We start from the raw sequence: 16,386 nt of genomic DNA on the forward strand, positions 1-16,386 counted from the left end.
CAAAAGGGTGCAAATCCTGCGGGTGCGACATTATATACTCAGTACGGCAGCAGCCTGATCTTGGGAGCCAGTCTTAAGGAGCTGTAAACTATGACCGCGAACCCGGGAATCCGATCCGCCACGATAATCAAGTTCCCGCTGAAGAAGGGCGCACAGTTCCGCAGTTTTGCCGAAGAGGCGAGGGCGGCTGCCGATCCGGCGTCGATGCCGGTCCTCGACACCGCTTCGGGCAGCGGCTGGTACCATGAGGCGGCGATCCGGGAAGCGGAGCAGAACGCCAAGCGCTGAGGCGTCCGCCCGCGCGGCATCGGCCGGCCTCGTGACGAGTCCGGTCACCGGAAGAAGCCGCCGGCCTGGAAACGGAGCGAACCAGCCTCAGATCTGAGGGGAGACGATGCCCGTCATCTTCTCCCGAAAGGTCCGTGATGCATTGCGACTGCTGCAGTTTCCCCGATCCGCGCCGCCTCGCGGTGAGCCGCCGCTCCTTCCTGGGCGGGATAGCGCTCGGCACGGCGCTGATGCCATTCCGCTCGGCCCTCGCCCAGACCGGCACCGCCGGTTCCGGCCAGCTTCTTCACCAGTCCCCCCGACGGGGCGAGTTCATCATCCGCGGAGCCCACGTGCTGACCCCGGATGCCGGCGCGGGCGATGTTGCCGAAGGCGACGTCCATGTCCGCGACGGGGTGATCGTCGCCGTCGGCAAGGATCTCGAGGCGCCGTCCGCCGAGACCATCGAGGGCGCCGGCTTCATCGTGGCCCCCGGCTTCGTCGACACCCACTGGCACATGTGGACGTCGCTGATGCGCAACATGGCGACCGGCACCCAGGGCAACGGCTATTTCCAGGTCGTGTCGAAGGTCGGGGCGGCGTTCGATCCCGAGGACATGTACATCGCCACGCTGCTATCGGCCGCCGAGGCGATCGACGCGGGAATCACCACCGTCCATGACTGGTGCCACAATATCCGCACGCCCCGGCACGCCCGCAGCGGTCTCCAGGCGCTGGCGGACAGCGGAGTCCGCGGCCGCTTCTCCTATGGCCCTTACCGCCCGCTGTCGCCGCAGCAGCCGCTGGACGTCGCCGACTTCACGCGCCTGCACGACCAGTGGCAGGAGTTCGGGAACGACGGCCTTCTCTCCCTCGGCCTCGGCTGGCGCGGCGTCCAGGCCGTCGAGAGAGACGGCGGCGAGAGCCGCATCGTTCCGGTCGAACCCGCCGTCTACCGGGCCGATTACGACGCCGCGCGGGAGCGCGGGCTGCCCATCACGCTTCACGCCAACTCGACCCCGGCCGACCACGGGCACGTGGCGGCGCTGGACCGCCTCGGCCTGCTGCACGAGGGCTTCCAGATCGTCCACGCCACGCATGCCTCGCCCGCCGAGATCGCGATGCTGGCCGACCGGAAAGCCGTCCTGACCGTTTCGCCCTATTCCGAAATGACCATCGGCTACGGCGTTCCGCCGATCAAGGCGTTCCTGGACGGCGGCGTCACGACCGGGCTGTCGGTCGACACGACGCCCCTGACCGGCAGGGCCGACATGCTGGAGGTCATGAAGATCACCCACAACCTGTACAACGGCCAAGCGGAGCGGGAAGCCGGCATGACCGCGAGGAGGGCGCTCGAACTCGGCACGCTGGAAGGTGCCCGCTCGCTCGGCCTGTCGGATCGCGTCGGGTCGATCGCGGCCGGAAAGCGCGCCGACCTGGTCATGATCGCCACCGGCGGGCTCCATGCGGCGCCGACGACCGACATCGCCCATCTCATGGTCCATTCCGCCCGTCCGGCGGACATCGACATGGTCATGGTCGACGGCCGCATCCTCAAGCGGAACGGCAGGCTGACCGCGATCGACACGGCGGAACTGGTGCGCCGCGCCACCGAGGCCAGCCTCAAGGTCCGGGACAGGGCGGCGGGCTGAACGGCTCCCGCTCCCCGGCGGCATGGCTGCGGGCGGCCGAAACCACCGTCCAGGCCGGGGAAGTGCGGTCCGGAACAGGTCTTCGAGGCAGGGCGTTTCACCACGGCGGCGCCCTGAGGCGCGAAAGCACTGCTACAGGAGGAGAAACGCACATGTCCGACGCCAAGGTCCTGCTCATAACCGGAGCCTCCAGCGGCATCGGCGCCGCGACGGCCCGTGCCGCCGCCGGGAACGGATGGAACCTCGTGCTGGCGGCGCGCTCCGCCGACAAGCTCGAGACGCTGGTCCGGGAAATCGGGGAGGATCGCGCCTGCGCCGTGGCTTGCGACGTCACCGACTTCCAGGACCAGCAACGGATGGTGGATGCCGCCGTCAAGCGGTTCGGCCGCATCGACGCCGTCTTCGCCAATGCCGGCATCGGAGGCGAGCCGGGCGGCTTCTCCGGGGCACCTCCGGAGAGCTGGCGCAGGATGGTCGACGTCAACATCCTCGGCGTCGCATACACGCTCCGGACGGTGCTGGAGCATGTCAAGGAAGCGCGCGGCCATGTGGTGATCACCGGGTCGGTCGCGGGACGGCGGGTGCTGGCAGGGTCGATGTATGCGGCGACCAAATGGGCCGTCTCGGCCATCGGCTACGCCTTGAGGGAGGAACTGCGCGGCAGCGGAGTCCGGGTCACGCTGATCGAGCCAGGAATGGTGAACACGCCCTTCTTCGACGATCCCAAACCCGATGCCCTGCGGCCGGAAGACGTCGCCCGCAGCGTCATCTACGCCCTTTCCCAACCCCCGGGCGTGGATGTTCACGAATTGACGATCCTGCCGACGCCGCCCGTGCAGTAGTCCACGGCAAGCCGAGGTGCCAGGGGTGCGACCGTTCCGTCGCCTCCTGGCCGAACCTGTCCTGAACGCATACCGCAAAAATGCCCCGGAGAATGCCATCCGATCAAGCTGTCCAGATAGCGTCAGGGTTTCTGGATATATTCCCGAACCATGAATACCTGTGCATCGATGACATCGAATTGTCGTTCAATCGTTTCATGTGCTGGCCTGGCCCGGACGGAAGATAATGAGCGACGTGGTGGAGAGTCCGAGCAAAATCCATCGACATCCAACGTCATCCCAGCAAGCGAAATGAAGGCGGGGAAGTTGCCTGCCGAAGGACGGGATGTTCTCCTGCTCGTTTGCGTGCAGGGCATGAGTTATCGGGATGCCGTCCATGAACTCGGCATCTCCACCGTCGAGGTCAAGGATCGTCTGCTTCGTGCCCGGCTGGGGCTTATCCGCACACTTGATCTTTAACGACCGTCGCTTCCCGAGGACGGGAATGGGCGCGAGGACGTTCGGGCGGGTTCGTCGCCGTCATCACCATACGCTGCCCTGATCAGCCTGCTCAATCCACGGATCCGCAGGATCCCGTGGCTCACATCAGGATCTCCGGAGATCAGTTCCTAGACCAGCCGCCGCTGGTCCTCGCCCAGATCGCCGTCCACACAGGCGAACAGCAAGAGATCCTCACCGGTCGGATACTCAGGTCCTTATCGATACAACGGGTCCTGTGGAAAGTCGGCTACTAAAAAATGATAAAGTTCTGCGTAATCATGGTTAATGATTTGTTAATAAAGCCCGGCTGATGATGATCGCGGCGCGATGCGGTACCGCGCTCAAACCTCGCACTGCCCCGCGCCTCTCAAGGCGCGGGGCCTTTCTGCGTTGGTCTTCCCCGACCGTCGATCTCCTGAACCGCACGATCCGGTGCTTTCCGAAGTTCCGTCATGAAATTCGGCACTTTAGAAAGATTTGCGCAAAGCAGCTACAGATGAACCGATGGTGTCAAACGGACACCCCGATGTAGATGCCGATATTATGGTTAATAGAAAAATCGATAGAGGTATCCTTAACCCCTGAGACGCACCCTGCCGGGACCCTTTATTCTGCTTCAGGTGTTCCTCATGTCTCAAAGTCCGGCGAAACGTTGGGATGCTCCGGTTCTCAAGCCGAACCACACTGTGATCGACCTGAGCAAGACAGGTTCGCGAACCGTGTGGACCTTCGACAAGGACGAAGACGTTCTCTTCATCGCTTCGGACGAGGTCAGGACGCTGGACCGGCTTCAGACGGTCGGCGGCAACAACATCGTCCTGATCGGCGGCAAGTTCGAGCCCAAGTCGCACGGTTCCGCGGCGGGCACCCTCAATTTCACCAAGGTGAACGGCTCGGTCTATGTCGAGGGCGTGCATATCGACCACCGGCATGTCGGCGGGAAGGATGCGATCAATTTCTACGGCGCCGCCGGCAAGCGGGCCGACTTCATCCTGCAGAACTCCCTGATCGAGAACGTGAAGGGCAGCTATCACGGGATACACGGCGACGTGTTCCAGCCCCAGGGACCGGTCGGCGATCTCAAGTTCTTCAACGTCACCGGCACGACCACCTACCAGGGCCTGTTCCTCCAGCCGAGGGACCCGATCGGGTCCGTAACCCTCGAGAACGTCGAGATGCGGAAGCTGCCGGGCGGCGATGCGAAGTCTTGGCTGTACTACTTCGCCCAGCCCGGCGACCAGAAATACCCGGTTTCCTTCAAGAACGTCCTGGTGACGGAGCAGCCCGGCCAGAGAGCCGAGTACAACTCGGTCTACCCATCGGCCTGGCTGGACGGCGCGGTCCGCAAGGGCGACACCATAACCTTCCCGAACCATCCCTATACCGGGTCGATCAAGGTGGGGACGGTCGGATTCGTTTCGGCGGGGGAAGTGGGGCTGAATTTCGACCGTTCCGGCTACGGCAATGGGGAACTGTCCTCTTCCGGTGCCTTCCGCGGCTCCACCGCCGACGACGTGTTCAAGGGTGACTACGACCGGGATCTGGTCGACTACAGCTGGGTGAAGTCGGGCGTTGTCGTCGATCTCTCGCTCGGAAAGGCGAGCGGCGGGGGCGGAAACGACCGCCTGAGCGGCATCGACAACGTGATCGGTTCGCCCTACGCGGACCGCCTGATCGGCGACGACGATCCCAGCGTGCTGGTCGGCAATGCGGGAAACGACACCCTGATCGGCAATGGGGGAGCCGACCACCTGTCCGGCGGCAGCGGGAACGATCTCCTGGACGGCGGGACGGGTGCCGACAAGATGATCGGAGGGGCCGGAGACGATATCTTCGTCGTCGACAATCCCCGCGACGTGACCGAGGAGCATGCCGGGGAGGGGCGGGATACCGTCCAATCCTCGATCTCCTGGACCTTGGGTTCCGCGATCGAGAACCTGACGATCACCTCCTCGGCGGGGCTGACCGGCCGGGGCAACAGGGAAGCCAACGTCATCCGGGGTGGTGACGGCCCCGACAAGCTGCACGGCCTCGACGGCAACGACAGCCTCCTGGGAGGCGACGGCAACGACCATCTCTACGGAGGCGCCGGCGCGGATATCCTCCAGGGCGGCGCCGGCAGGGATGTCCTCAAGGGCGGCGACGGCAACGACATCCTGACGGGGGGAGCGGGCATGGACCGGCTCTATGGCGGAAGCGGGGCGGACGTTTTCGTCTTCGAGACGACCAGGGACAGTCCTCCCGGCTGGGGACAGCGGGACAGCATCCTCGACTTCCAGCGGGGCTCCGACCGCATCGACCTGACCGGGATCGACGCCAACTCGGCGGCCGGCGGAAACCAGGCCTTCACCTTCATCGGCGAGGCACGCTTCGGCAAGGTCGCCGGGCAACTCGCCTGGTCCAAGGTCAAGGACTTCAAGCTCGTGCAGGGGGACGTGGATGGTGACGGCCGGCCGGACTTCGAAATCCAGGTCTACGGCATCGCGGCCGTCGAGAAATCCATGTTCCTGCTCTGAGCCGGCGAGGCCGGCCGGGACGGTGGACTCCGGTGATGCCCGCGGGACTTCGTTCCCGCCGGACGCTGGATCGAGCCCGGTGAAACGGGACGACGCATCGGTACATCACCTAACTTCAGGTTGACCTTCGGCGCCTTTCTGCATTTAGGATCGCCGCTTCGCGCAATCCGGAGCTGGTCATAGATGTATATCGATTGGGAAAAGACGATCAAGTTCAATCCGAAGTTCGGCCCGAACCTGTCGGCCGACCTTCCCCCGGGAGGGATCAGGATCCCGTCCTACGGCAACTACGGCGGGCCTCTCAACGACGCGGGACCGGACGGCATCCCGGTCGACTGCCTCGACGGACTCTTCAAGACGCATGACCGGACGATAGAGGCTTCCGCCATCGATGCCGGAGGATTGACGCCCGGCGACCTGATATCCGCCCATGCCGACCTCATCGGCGGCATCGCCGCGCTGGATGCCCGTTCCGGGCTCGAAGATCCGGAGGCGAGCCTCTATGCGGGCCTGAGCACGCTGGCGCTCACCGCCGAGGTGGCGTCGTTCGGCGGCCTGGAGGCGCTGGCATGGGAACTCGGGCCCGCAACAGGCCTTCCGACGGTGATCGCGGAAGCGATCGAAAACATGGAGGTCGGGCTGGCGGAGGTCCGTGGCGGGGGCAAGAGCCTGCACGGCGCCTTGCACTGGTTCGAACGGCAGTTCGTGGATCTTCTCGGCGTTCCGCCCTCGCCGGACGCGGATGCCTTCGGCTGACAGGCAAGGAGCCGGCCAAGCCACGGGCCTGGCCGGCCGTCCTCTTGTCAGAGCTCCATCTTCATGCCCTGGGGATGGTAGCGGAAGCCCTCGCCGTGCTTCGCCACGTGGCCGATGCCGGGCCACGCGAAATGGTAGGCGAGGATCGGCGTCCGGTTCGCCGCCAGCATGGTCAGCATCTTCATGCGGGACTGGGCCGACTGCTTGGGGTCGGTATCGTACATGAATTCGGTCAGCGGCTTTTCCAGCAGCAGGACGGGGTGATGCGCCAGGTCCGCGATGTAGCACAGGGAGCTGTTGCCTGAATTGATCATGAAGATCGTGTGCCCGACGGTATGCCCCGGTGCCAGGATCGCGTGGATGCCGGGCAGGAATTCCTCGCCGTCCTTGATGAACTTGATCCGGTCGCGGTTGGGGGAGAGGTTCTTGACGGCCGTATCCAGGAAGACCTTGAACTGGGCCGGCACCTTGGTCTCATCCGTCCAGAACTCGTAGTCGGCCTGGGTGATGTAGTACTGGGCGTTCGGGAAGTTCCGAGTGCCGTCGTCGGCCATGCAGCCGCCGCAATGGTCGATATGGGCGTGCGACATGACCACGGCGTCGATGTCCTTCGGATCGATGCCGGCCTGCCGGAGGTTGTTCATCAGCTTGCCCGTGGTCGGCCCGAAAAGCTGAAGGCTTCCCATGCCGGTGTCGAACAGCACGAGACGGTCGCCGGTATTGAGCACGAGCACGTTCTGCTCCAGCACGGCGTTGTCGCCCGGCAGGAAGTTGTCGTGAAGCTGGCGCTGGATCTCCTCTTCGGAGAGGCCGGTGAAGTTCTTGCGGGGATCGCCCAGCGGCAGGGTGCCGTCCGACACGATGGTCCCTTCGGCATCGCCCAGCTTGAACCGGTAGAAATAGGGAGCCTGGGTATTGAGCATCGGGGCCCGGGCGAAGGCGGGATTTCCCAGCGGTCCCGCCAGGCTTCCCACGACGCCGGCGGCGGAGGCTCCGATCAGCATCTCGCGGCGCGACAGAAACAACCCATTCCTGGACATTCATATCTCCCTTGTCGTTGTTGTTTACCTGCGGGCCGGGAGGAGGCGACGCTCAAACCAAGCGTCTCGGCGTCTGGCGTCAGCCATGCCATCGCCGGCGTGGGCGACCTGTGCGGCGGGCATCCCGGCGTTCGTCATCGCTGGATCAAGCGTTTGCAATCAAGAAGGGCAGGCATCGACGGCTCCCGCCCGCATCAAAGTAGATGCTCGCGGATGCCCAAAGTATAGTCGTCTTCTTCGATGCAATAGTATTAATTCCTTGTCCGTGCCCGGAGTTCGGGCCGAACGCCGGACGCGTGCGGTTTCCCGGGAAATGCCTGAAGCGGGAAGGCACGACATGTCGGGTTCGGACGGTCGGGTACGCGCGGCGATTGGGGTGTACCGCGGGTTGAATGCACGCGGGATGATTGACGGCATGGGATGAAATGCGAGAAATTGGGGAGTGCCGTCCTTTGACCGGAGACGCCGACCATGCCCCTGCCGTCCCCATCCGAGATCCGGGATGCCTATCGCCGTGACGGTTTCGTCGTCGTGCGGGGCGTCTTTTCCGCGGCCGACGTGGCGGTGCTGGCCGAAGCCTTCGACCGCCAGTTCCAGGCCGGGCTGAAGCACCCGAGCAGTTTCCGTCACGGCAACTTCCATGTCCGCGTCGCTGACGACGGGAATTTGGGCCATACCGTCCGCATGGTGCAATGGCCGTCCTACGGCGACCCGGTGCTGAACGCGTTCCGCCAGGACGGTCGCATGCTCCGGCTGCTCGAACCGCTGCTGGGCGGGGATCTCAAGCAGATCATCAACCAGCTTCACTGGAAGCCGCCGGGGGCGGCGGGCGGCGACTACGCCTTCCACCAGGACAGCCGTTTCCGCCGCCCGCGCGAGGCGTACCGGAACCTGTCCGACTCTTATGTGCAGACGGGCCTGGCGGTGGACCCGCATACGGCGCGGAGCGGGGCCATGCGCCTCTATCCCGGCAGCCACCTGCTGGGCGACCTGGACCTGTTGCCGCGCGCCAGCATCCTGGGCTCGGGCATCGCGGAGGAGGCTCTGGAACGCCACGGCCTCGATCCCTCCAGGCTGGTCGACTTCGAGATGGAGCCGGGCGACGTCGGCCTGTGGCACCCATACATGATCCATGGGTCGGCCGCCAACCGCTCCGGCCGCGACCGGCGGCTCTACATCAACGGTTACGTCCGGGGGGCCGATTGCGACCGCGGGGAGTGGACCTGGCGCGACGGCCGGCCGGTCCCGCTCGGCGAGCCGGTCCTGGTGCATTACGAGGATCTGCACCACCGCCCGGAACCGCATTACGTGACCGGCTGAGAAAATATCACCTCGCCGTTTCGTCGCCATATCTGTTGAGGATAGGCAGACCCGAAATTGGAGCGAGACATGCCGATCAGCAGCACCGAAGAGTTCGAGAAGGCCATGAAGGAGTTCCAGCAGCTTCGCGACGCGCCGGACGATTCCCCCCAGGGGCGCCGCCGCATGGAGCTCGACGCCGAGATCAAGGCCTATGGCGCCACCCGGCAAGACGGCGGGAGCGGAGACCAGATGGGCGGCGGCAGCGGCATGCCGGGGCGCTACTGACGGTCGATCCCTCGACGGCTTGACCCGCCCGGAGGCGGGTCACTCCTTCCCACGGGGTTTCCCTGGATCGTCCGGTCAACCGCCTGGTCGCGCCGGCTTCGCCGGCCGTGGAAGATGACGGCCATCAGGCCCAGACCGAGCGCCATCGTCGCGGCCACGCCCAGTGCCGCCGCCCAACCGGCGGTCAGGCTGATCCCCGCGTAGTCGCCGAAGGCCCAGACCAGCCAGATCACCGCGATTGCAAGGCCAAGGCAGCAGGCGGCCGGCCAGACAAATTTGCGTTCCATCGCTTCCTCCCCCGTCGCTTTTCCGCAAGGAGACACCGAGAGGCTCGTCCCTCTCAACAATCCGCGATCGGCTTGGTCTCGCCGGCAGGGCATGCAGCCAGGGCGCTGCCCGTCCCGAAGCGAGTCATGCCGCAGCCCGGTCAGGAACCAAGAGGAACAGCGCGGGTTTTCTCGGCAGACCGGCGCCGCCGCGCGCGGCGCCGGACACTTTCCTCTGTTTTCAAAAGGATATAGGTCGATGCCGAAGGTGCTGGTGCTGTATTATTCGAGCTACGGACATATCGAGCAGATGGCCGACGCCATCGCCGAGGGAGCCCGGTCGGTGCCGGGGACGGAGGTCGCCGTCAAGCGGGTGCCGGAACTCGTCCCCGAGGATGTCGCCCGCAACGCCCACATGAAACTGGACCAGGCTGCTCCGATCGCCAGCCCGAACGAGCTCGGCGACTACGACGCCATCATCGTCGGCACGCCCACCCGCTATGGCCGCATCACGTCCCAGATGGCGAACTTCTGGGACCAGACCGGCGGCCTGTGGGTCAAGGGAGCCCTGGTCGGCAAGGTCGGCAGCGCCTTCACCAGCACCGCGTCCCAGCACGGCGGGCAGGAGACCACCCTGTTCTCGATCATCACCAACCTGATGCACCACGGCATGATCATCGTGGGCCTGCCCTATAGCTTCCCCGGTCAGACCCGGCTTGACGAGGTCAGCGGCGGAACGCCCTATGGCGCCAGCACCCTGGCCGGCGGCGACGGCTCCCGCCAGCCGAGCCGGAACGAACTGGACGGGGCGCGCTTCCAGGGCCGGCACGTGGCCGAGATCACCGCCAAGCTGTCCGGCACGGCAGGCGAGGGCGGTCCCGTGGCCCCGGACATGCGGACCCCGGAGAACGAGGTCGGCGGGACCGCCGGGCAGCCCTGAGCCCGGGCGGACCTGCCAGAGCGGTTTCCGATCAGGTCGATCCGCCCCGGGGAAGCCGAACCGATGCGTTGCGCCATAGGCGCAACCTACGATCGTCGGTCCGCATCAACTCCGCCCTGCATCGAGCTGTAGGTTGCGCCCATGGCGCAACACGGTGCGGCGACTGGGACGGCCGGCTGCGAGGACCGGAGCGGTTCAACCTGATCGGGGACCGCTCTAGTAGCAGGCGGCCCCGGTGACCATGTCGTCGACCATGCTCGTGATGACGATCCGCCGGGGCGGCGTGAATTGCTGCATCGAGATGCCCCCGCCCGGCGGAACCACGGTGCAGTCCTCGCCGAACGCCTGCCGGGCCGTCTCGATGAAGGCGTCCACGGTCAGCGCCTGGTCCAGCAGATCCGCCAGGACCGCCTTCCAGCATCGCGCGGGTCCGTCATCATCGGGGCGGGACAACCTGTCCGTCCCGTTTTCCCAACCCGGCCGGACCGGGAAGTGCCAATCGAAGGGAGCTTCCGCCGTGGCGGGCTGCAATAGGTCCGTCATGGGTCACCGGATAATCTGCGATTGCTCGTCATGCCAACATGTTGAACCTGATGTTGTTTCAACCGACTTTGGTACAGTCCCTATCCCTTTCGTGTCCCATCCCGTTCCCGGGAGCGCCGGGGAGGCTGTACCGCCCATGAGTGGGAGACATCGATGATCGATTTCGACCAGCTGGTCGAAGCCCTCCAAGGACATCTCGGCATCGCCGGCGATGCGGTGAGCGATGCCCTGTCGTCGCTCGACGGCGACCACCTCGAGATCCTGGCCCGGAACCTCGACCCCGACGAGGTCGTCCGAATGCTGGAAGCCGCCGGGGTGGAAGCGAACGACCTGCCGCCCGACCAGCTTGCCGACGTCCTCGAAACGCTGGCCGAAGCGGTGAGCGAAGTGGCCGACGAGACGGAGGGGCGCAAGCCGGCTTCCGCGGGACGGGAGGAGGCGTGATGGCTGGGGAGAAGCAGCCCGAACCGAAGGCCGAGGAAATCGACAGGAGCTTCGAGGAGGCCGACGACGATACCCGATCCCCGGCGGAACGGGCTGGCGTGATCATCAACCACGCGACCGCGCAGGCCGCCTTCTGGGGCGCATGGCCCGCTGTCTCCTGGGTCGCGCTGGTGATGATCAACATGACGATGATCGTCTTCATCGGCCGGGCCCACGGCCATTTGTGGGACAAGGACAAGGCCAGGGGCCTGCTGTTCCAGATCCTGCGGGGCATGGGACTCTCGACCGGCCTTCTGCTCGCGGGCGGCAAGTTCGTCAACGACGCCCTGAAGCTCACCGGGCTGGGGACGATTCCGGCCATGGCTGCGGATGCCGTGCTGTGCGGGGCCGTGACCTATGCGGTGGGCCACACGGCCGAGACCTATTTCAAGCAGGACGGCCAGATGAGCAGGCAGGCCCTGAAGGCGGCGTTCAAGGAACAGTACCGCCAGGCGAGGCAGAGAATGAAGGAGACGCCGCCAGCCGTCCCGTGAGCCTGCTCCGCGATCCAGGGTTAGCCGCTCCGTCCAACGCCCCTAATGAGCACTGGCACGTCCGGACCGGTGCTGTAGAATGAAGTTCATGATTTGTTCCTTTTCTAGGGAACGGAGAGTCCTCGGCAGCGATCGTTCGAACGAGGGGGAAACCATGAAGACGGGGATCGACGAGGCGGAACTGGACAAACGCCTCGCAACGCTCGAGACGGTGCGGGCCTGGAGCCCGCGGGTCATGTCGAAGCTCGAAAGCTTCCTGCGCACCGCCGACGACCGGGAGCTCTATCGGATCAATCCGCTGGCGTTCGGCACCGAACGGGGCATCGCGGAAGCGGAGGCGATCGACCTGTTCCTCCACGCTTCCTCGCTCGGCCTGTTCGAGATGGACTGGCTCCTGGTCTGCCCGCTGTGCGCCTGCATCGTCGAGAGCTTCGGCAGCCTGCGCACCCTCGAAAAGCACTATCGCTGCGCCCTGTGCCGCACCGATTACGAAGCGGTCCTGGACGACTACATCACCATCACCTTCACGGTCTGCGCCAATGTCCGCCGGATCAGGTTCCATGATCCGGACGCCCTGCCGGCACGGGATTACTGCTTCCAATGCCGCGTCACGCTCGACGGCGTGACGCCGGACGGGAAGCCCTGGATGGACCACTTCGCGGCGGCCACCCCGGAGGTCCGATTCATACAGCCGCACGCGGTCGAGCGGATCGAGATCGACGTGGGGGAGGGAACCCTGCTCGGCTGGGATTTCGACGCCGACGACGGCTTCGAGTTCACCGTCGCCGAGGACGCGCCGCCCGCGCCGCGGCCGCTCTCCGTCGGTTACGATGACAGGTCGTGCGAGCCGGCGACGGGCCGGATCGCCCCCGGCCGCATCGTTCTGGAGATCCGGAACGCCTCGGCGCGGCGCCGCCTGTTCGGGCTTACCGTGACGTCGCCGGGCTTCTCCCACCCGGACATCCTGTTCAGGCCGTTCCTGACCGGCAAGCGGCTGCTCACCACGCAAACCTTCCGCACCCTGTTCCGGTCCGAATTGATCCGCGCCAGCGAGGGGATCGGCGTGAAGGACATAACCCTGCTGTTCACCGACCTGAAGAGCTCCACCGCCCTGTACGACAGGATCGGCGATCTCAGCGCCTTCTCCCTGGTCCAGCAGCATTTCGACCGGCTCCGCGACGTTACGGTCGCCAACGGCGGCACCGTGATCAAGACCATCGGCGACGCCGTCATGGCGGCCTTCCTGAACCCGCGCGACGCGGTCGCCGCCGCGGTGGCCATGCTCGACGAGATGGAGCGGTTCAACCGGGACCATGTCGACCGGCCGCTGATCCTGAAGATAGGCCTGCACAAGGGGGCGTCGATCGCCGTCACGTCGAACGACCAGCTCGATTATTTCGGCCAGGCGGTGAACATCGCGGCTCGGGTGCAGGGCCTTGCCCAGGCCGAGGAGATCTACCTGACCAGGGACGTGCATGACTATCCCGGCGTCGGGGAGCTGCTGGAGCCCTTCGTCGTCGAGCGGCGGACGGCGCATCTGAAGGGCGTCAACCTGGAGATGCCGGTCTTCAGGGTTGCGGGAGGCGGGTCTTTGACCCCGGCAGCCCGGCTCCGCTAGAGCGGTCCCCGATCAGGTCGAACCGCTCCGGTTCGATGCAGGGCGGAGGTGACGCGGTCCGACGATCGTAGGTTGCGCCCATGGCGCAACGCATCGGATCAGCTGTCTCGGGCGGATCAACCTGATCGGGTTCAGTTCTAGGCCGTCCCGACGATCAGGATCTCCAGCCTGCGCGGGCCGTGGACGCCTTCGACCCTGTTCAGCTCGATGTCGGAGGTCGCCGACGGCCCTGACATGAAGGTCAGCGGGCGGGGCAGGGAGCCGCGCAGCGCCCTGATGGCTTCTGGTACCGACGCGACGATCCGATCGGCCGGAACGATGCAGACATGGAAGTCGGGCAGCAGGGTGATAGCCCGGCGGCCCTGTTCCGCCCCGGCGTCCAGCACGATGGTCCCGGTCTCGGCGATGGCGAGGGCGCAGCCGGTGACCACCCCGGCCACGGCATCCAGTTCGCGGTGGTCCAGGCCGCCGTCGTCCCGTACGAAATCGGCCGGCAGCCAGGACTCCGCCAGATCGGACGGCACGACGAAGCGCCCCTGGAGCCGACGGATCGCCTCCGTGGCACCCGCGGCGTCGACCCGCCGGACGGTCGCCTTGTAGGCTTCCGCCCGCTCGGCGAAGCGGTCGACCAGGGCGGCTCCCGACAGATCGGAGGACGTCCGGTAGCCGCGGGCCACGGCGACTTCCCCCGCCGGATCGCCGGCCAGGGCTGCCCTGACGCGGCCCAGGATCTCCTCGCGCGCGACGCTCACCGGCGTGTCCTCCACCACTCGCGGAAACTCTGGTCGGGGATGGCGGGGAGGTCGCGCGCCCTTGTCCACTGGCGGACCGGCCCCAGCCCGCCGGTGATGTAGCCGTCGCTGACGAACGGCCGCTGGGCGATCCGCGCGATCTTCTGCGCGGTCTCCAGCAGGCCGGGATTGTCGAACATCCGGATCGCGGCGCCCATGGCCAGCTTCTCCAGGCTGGGGCCGCTTCGGGCGACCGCCCGGGTGCGCAGATGGACCAGCACCTCGGGAATGTTGATCTTGACCGGGCAGACCTCGTAGCAGGCGCCGCACAGCGACGAGGCGAAGGGCAGCGAGGCCGCCGCGTCCATCCCGTGGAGCTGGGGCGTGAGGATCGCGCCGATCGGTCCCTGGTATTCGGAATGATAGGCATGGCCGCCCGTCCGGGCATAGACGGGGCAGACGTTCAGGCAGGCGCTGCACCGGATGCAGTTGAGCGTCTGCCGTCCGGTCCGGTCGGCCAGCACGTCGGTGCGGCGGTTGTCGAGCAGCACCAGATGGAATTCCTGCGGGCCGTCCCCTGGCGTGACGCCGGTCCACAGGGAATTGTAGGGGTTCATCCGCTCGCCGGTGGAGGACCGCGGCAGGAGTTGGAGGAAAACCTCCATGTCCTCCCAGGTCGGCACCAGCTTCTCGATCCCCATCACGCTGACCAGGACCTTGGGCAGCGTCAGGCACATGCGGCCGTTCCCCTCCGACTCCACGACGCAGACCGTGCCGGTGTCGCAGATGCCGAAATTGGCCCCGCTGACCGCCATGGGGACGGTCAGGAACTTCTCGCGCAAGTATGAGCGTGCCGCCGCTGTCAGGTCGGACGGGCGGTCGGACAGCTCCTCCAGCCCCAGCTTCCGCATGAACAGTTCGCGGATCTCCGCCCGGTTGCGGTGGATCGCCGGCACCAGGATGTGGGAGGAGACGTCGTCGCCGAGCTGGATGATCAGCTCCGCCAGGTCGGTCTCGAAGGGCCGGATGCCGGCGGCCTCCAGCGCCTCGTTCAGCTTGATCTCCTCGGTCGTGATCGACTTGACCTTGATCACCTCCTTGACGGAGTGCCGCCTGGCGATGTCGGTGACGATGCGGGTGGCCTCCGCGCCGTCCCTGGCCCAGTGGACCTGCCCGCCGGCCCTGGTGACCGACTCCTCCAGCTGGACCAGGTAGCGGTCCAGGTTGCGCAGCGTGTGCTCCTTCAGGGAGCGGCCGGCCTCGCGCAGCTCCTCCCAGTCCGGCACTTCGGCGACGACGCCGGCGCGCTTGGTGCGGATCGTCTGGGTGGCGTTGCCGATGTTGCGGCGGAGCTGGGTGTCGGCGACCGCGCGCCTCGCCAGCTGCGGGAAGGTGCGCGGCTCAGCGGCGCTCGCCATGGATGAAGTCCTTTTCCGTTGAAGCCAGGATTTCCGCCAGATGGACGGTCCGCACGCCGCTGCGCAGCCGGTGCAGCCCGCCGCCGATATGCATCAGGCACGAACTGTCCAGGGCGGTGCAGATCTCCGCCCGGGTGCCCAGCACCGAGCGCATCTTGTCCGACAGCATGGCGACCGAGGTGTCCTCGTTCTTGACCGCGAAGGTGCCGCCGAAGCCGCAGCATTCCCGCGCGTCCGGCAGCTCGACGAGGTCGAGGCCGCGCACCTTGGCGAGCAGCCTCATCGGCGCGTCGCCCACCTTCAGCGCGCGCAGCGAGTTGCAGGTCGGGTGGTAGGTGACGCGGCGGGGATAATAGGCCCCGACATCGTCGATCCCGAGCCGTTCGACCAGGAATTGCGACAGCTCGAAGACCCGCGGCACGATCTCGGCCACGTCGCGCTTCAGCGCCTCGTCGCCGGTGTCGGCCAGGGTGCGGAGCCACGCCGTGCGGATATTGGAAACGCAGGACGACGAGGGGGAGACGATGACCTCGGCGTCCCGGAACGACTTGACGAAACGCCTTATCAGCGGGATGGCCTCGTCGCCGTAGCCCGTGTTGGAGTGCATCTGACCGCAGCAGGTCTGATCCTCCGGAAACTCGACGGTATGGCCCAGCCGCTCCAGCAGGCGGACGGTGGCGATGCCCGTCTGAGGGAACAGGGTGTCATTGTAGCAGGTGATGAACAGCGCGACGCGCACGGGCGGCTCCGGTC

General features: G+C 66.2%; 18 protein-coding genes. 12 read left to right on the forward strand and 6 right to left on the reverse strand.

What is annotated here, in order from left to right:
* Positions 1–90: 90 nt before the first annotated feature.
* The 6 genes from IGS68_RS08865 to IGS68_RS08890 all read left to right on the forward strand — a co-directional run bounded on the left by IGS68_RS08865 (position 91) and on the right by IGS68_RS08890 (position 6,513).
* Positions 91–288: a DUF2735 domain-containing protein gene (locus IGS68_RS08865; RefSeq protein WP_201079057.1), complete on the forward strand. Its 198-nt coding sequence runs from the start codon at positions 91–93 to the stop codon at positions 286–288.
* 137 nt (positions 289–425) lie between these two features.
* On the forward strand, positions 426–1,919 hold the full coding sequence (locus IGS68_RS08870; protein ID WP_201079059.1) for an amidohydrolase family protein: 1,494 nt from the start codon (positions 426–428) through the stop codon (positions 1,917–1,919).
* Positions 1,920–2,071: 152 nt separating this feature from the next.
* Positions 2,072–2,761 (forward strand): SDR family oxidoreductase, encoded by a 690-nt coding sequence (locus IGS68_RS08875; RefSeq protein ID WP_201079061.1) that lies wholly within the window; start codon positions 2,072–2,074, stop codon positions 2,759–2,761.
* Between the two features lie 150 nt (positions 2,762–2,911).
* Complete coding sequence (locus IGS68_RS08880; RefSeq protein WP_201079063.1) at positions 2,912–3,220, forward strand: RNA polymerase sigma factor; 309 nt, start codon at positions 2,912–2,914, stop codon at positions 3,218–3,220.
* A gap of 740 nt (positions 3,221–3,960) precedes the next feature.
* Complete coding sequence (locus IGS68_RS36150) at positions 3,961–5,757, forward strand: calcium-binding protein (protein WP_305800086.1); 1,797 nt, start codon at positions 3,961–3,963, stop codon at positions 5,755–5,757.
* A 183-nt stretch (positions 5,758–5,940) separates the two neighbouring features.
* A complete protein-coding gene (locus IGS68_RS08890) occupies positions 5,941–6,513 on the forward strand; it encodes a hypothetical protein (protein ID WP_201079067.1) in 573 nt (190 codons plus the stop codon).
* Between the two features lie 47 nt (positions 6,514–6,560).
* Here IGS68_RS08890 and IGS68_RS08895 read toward each other — a convergent pair whose 3' ends face one another.
* Positions 6,561–7,553 (reverse strand): MBL fold metallo-hydrolase, encoded by a 993-nt coding sequence (locus IGS68_RS08895; RefSeq protein ID WP_201079069.1) that lies wholly within the window; start codon positions 7,551–7,553, stop codon positions 6,561–6,563.
* 471 nt (positions 7,554–8,024) lie between these two features.
* Between IGS68_RS08895 and IGS68_RS08900 the strand changes: the two genes are divergently transcribed.
* Positions 8,025–8,873, forward strand: a complete 849-nt coding sequence (locus tag IGS68_RS08900; RefSeq protein ID WP_201079071.1) for a phytanoyl-CoA dioxygenase family protein — start codon at positions 8,025–8,027, stop codon at positions 8,871–8,873.
* A gap of 69 nt (positions 8,874–8,942) precedes the next feature.
* Positions 8,943–9,140, forward strand: coding sequence for a hypothetical protein (locus tag IGS68_RS08905; RefSeq protein ID WP_201079073.1), 198 nt, complete (start codon positions 8,943–8,945; stop codon positions 9,138–9,140).
* Here IGS68_RS08905 and IGS68_RS08910 read toward each other — a convergent pair.
* Positions 9,134–9,427 (reverse strand): hypothetical protein, encoded by a 294-nt coding sequence (locus IGS68_RS08910; RefSeq protein ID WP_201079075.1) that lies wholly within the window; start codon positions 9,425–9,427, stop codon positions 9,134–9,136. The two genes, IGS68_RS08905 and IGS68_RS08910, sit on opposite strands and share 7 nt — an antisense overlap.
* Positions 9,428–9,665: 238 nt before the next feature.
* On the opposite strand from IGS68_RS08910, the gene wrbA reads away from it, so the two are divergent.
* A complete protein-coding gene (wrbA, locus tag IGS68_RS08915) occupies positions 9,666–10,346 on the forward strand; it encodes an NAD(P)H:quinone oxidoreductase (RefSeq protein WP_201079077.1) in 681 nt (226 codons plus the stop codon).
* Positions 10,347–10,562: 216 nt separating this feature from the next.
* Here the strand turns inward: wrbA and IGS68_RS08920 are convergent, their stop codons facing one another.
* Positions 10,563–10,889: a hypothetical protein gene (locus IGS68_RS08920; protein ID WP_201079079.1), complete on the reverse strand. Its 327-nt coding sequence runs from the start codon at positions 10,887–10,889 to the stop codon at positions 10,563–10,565.
* Between the two features lie 153 nt (positions 10,890–11,042).
* Here IGS68_RS08920 and IGS68_RS08925 point away from each other — a divergent pair, with 153 nt between their 5' ends.
* The 3 genes from IGS68_RS08925 to IGS68_RS08935 all read left to right on the forward strand — a co-directional run bounded on the left by IGS68_RS08925 (position 11,043) and on the right by IGS68_RS08935 (position 13,484).
* Positions 11,043–11,333: a hypothetical protein gene (locus IGS68_RS08925; RefSeq protein ID WP_201079081.1), complete on the forward strand. Its 291-nt coding sequence runs from the start codon at positions 11,043–11,045 to the stop codon at positions 11,331–11,333.
* The gene (locus IGS68_RS08930; RefSeq protein ID WP_201079083.1) at positions 11,333–11,866 is read left to right on the forward strand and encodes a DUF697 domain-containing protein; all 534 of its coding nucleotides are present in this window, start codon (positions 11,333–11,335) and stop codon (positions 11,864–11,866) included. The genes IGS68_RS08925 and IGS68_RS08930 overlap by 1 nt, the downstream gene beginning before the upstream one ends.
* 154 nt (positions 11,867–12,020) lie before the next feature.
* Complete coding sequence (locus tag IGS68_RS08935) at positions 12,021–13,484, forward strand: adenylate/guanylate cyclase domain-containing protein (protein WP_201079085.1); 1,464 nt, start codon at positions 12,021–12,023, stop codon at positions 13,482–13,484.
* 137 nt (positions 13,485–13,621) lie between these two features.
* Here the strand turns inward: IGS68_RS08935 and IGS68_RS08940 are convergent, their stop codons facing one another.
* Genes IGS68_RS08940 through IGS68_RS08950 form a run of 3 tightly spaced genes read right to left on the reverse strand, consistent with a single transcriptional unit; the run spans position 13,622 to position 16,372 of the window.
* Positions 13,622–14,236, reverse strand: a complete 615-nt coding sequence (locus IGS68_RS08940; RefSeq protein ID WP_201079087.1) for a LutC/YkgG family protein — start codon at positions 14,234–14,236, stop codon at positions 13,622–13,624.
* Complete coding sequence (locus tag IGS68_RS08945; protein WP_201079089.1) at positions 14,233–15,633, reverse strand: LutB/LldF family L-lactate oxidation iron-sulfur protein; 1,401 nt, start codon at positions 15,631–15,633, stop codon at positions 14,233–14,235. Before IGS68_RS08945 ends, IGS68_RS08940 begins: the two co-directional genes overlap by 4 nt.
* Positions 15,617–16,372 (reverse strand): (Fe-S)-binding protein, encoded by a 756-nt coding sequence (locus tag IGS68_RS08950; protein WP_201079091.1) that lies wholly within the window; start codon positions 16,370–16,372, stop codon positions 15,617–15,619. Before IGS68_RS08950 ends, IGS68_RS08945 begins: the two co-directional genes overlap by 17 nt.
* Positions 16,373–16,386: the final 14 nt, after the last annotated feature.

It is taken from the genome of Skermanella sp. TT6 (assembly GCF_016653635.2).
Taxonomy (GTDB): Bacteria; Pseudomonadota; Alphaproteobacteria; order Azospirillales; family Azospirillaceae; genus Skermanella; species Skermanella cutis.

Excerpts from the sequence above, each read along its gene's own strand:
- IGS68_RS08920 (WP_201079079.1), bottom strand. The coding sequence starts at position 10,889 with ATGACGGACCTATTGCAGCCCGCCACGGCGGAAGCTCCCTTCGATTGG.
- IGS68_RS08945 (WP_201079089.1), bottom strand. The coding sequence starts at position 15,633 with ATGGCGAGCGCCGCTGAGCCGCGCACCTTCCCGCAGCTGGCGAGGCGC.
- IGS68_RS08865 (WP_201079057.1), top strand. The coding sequence starts at position 91 with ATGACCGCGAACCCGGGAATCCGATCCGCCACGATAATCAAGTTCCCG.
- IGS68_RS08910 (WP_201079075.1), bottom strand. The coding sequence starts at position 9,427 with ATGGAACGCAAATTTGTCTGGCCGGCCGCCTGCTGCCTTGGCCTTGCA.
- IGS68_RS08925 (WP_201079081.1), top strand. The coding sequence starts at position 11,043 with ATGATCGATTTCGACCAGCTGGTCGAAGCCCTCCAAGGACATCTCGGC.
- IGS68_RS08895 (WP_201079069.1), bottom strand. The coding sequence starts at position 7,553 with ATGTCCAGGAATGGGTTGTTTCTGTCGCGCCGCGAGATGCTGATCGGA.
- IGS68_RS08890 (WP_201079067.1), top strand. The coding sequence starts at position 5,941 with ATGTATATCGATTGGGAAAAGACGATCAAGTTCAATCCGAAGTTCGGC.
- IGS68_RS08880 (WP_201079063.1), top strand. The coding sequence starts at position 2,912 with ATGAATACCTGTGCATCGATGACATCGAATTGTCGTTCAATCGTTTCA.
- IGS68_RS08935 (WP_201079085.1), top strand. The coding sequence starts at position 12,021 with ATGAAGACGGGGATCGACGAGGCGGAACTGGACAAACGCCTCGCAACG.
- IGS68_RS08870 (WP_201079059.1), top strand. The coding sequence starts at position 426 with ATGCATTGCGACTGCTGCAGTTTCCCCGATCCGCGCCGCCTCGCGGTG.
- IGS68_RS08905 (WP_201079073.1), top strand. The coding sequence starts at position 8,943 with ATGCCGATCAGCAGCACCGAAGAGTTCGAGAAGGCCATGAAGGAGTTC.
- IGS68_RS08930 (WP_201079083.1), top strand. The coding sequence starts at position 11,333 with ATGGCTGGGGAGAAGCAGCCCGAACCGAAGGCCGAGGAAATCGACAGG.
- wrbA (WP_201079077.1), top strand. The coding sequence starts at position 9,666 with ATGCCGAAGGTGCTGGTGCTGTATTATTCGAGCTACGGACATATCGAG.
- IGS68_RS08875 (WP_201079061.1), top strand. The coding sequence starts at position 2,072 with ATGTCCGACGCCAAGGTCCTGCTCATAACCGGAGCCTCCAGCGGCATC.
- IGS68_RS08900 (WP_201079071.1), top strand. The coding sequence starts at position 8,025 with ATGCCCCTGCCGTCCCCATCCGAGATCCGGGATGCCTATCGCCGTGAC.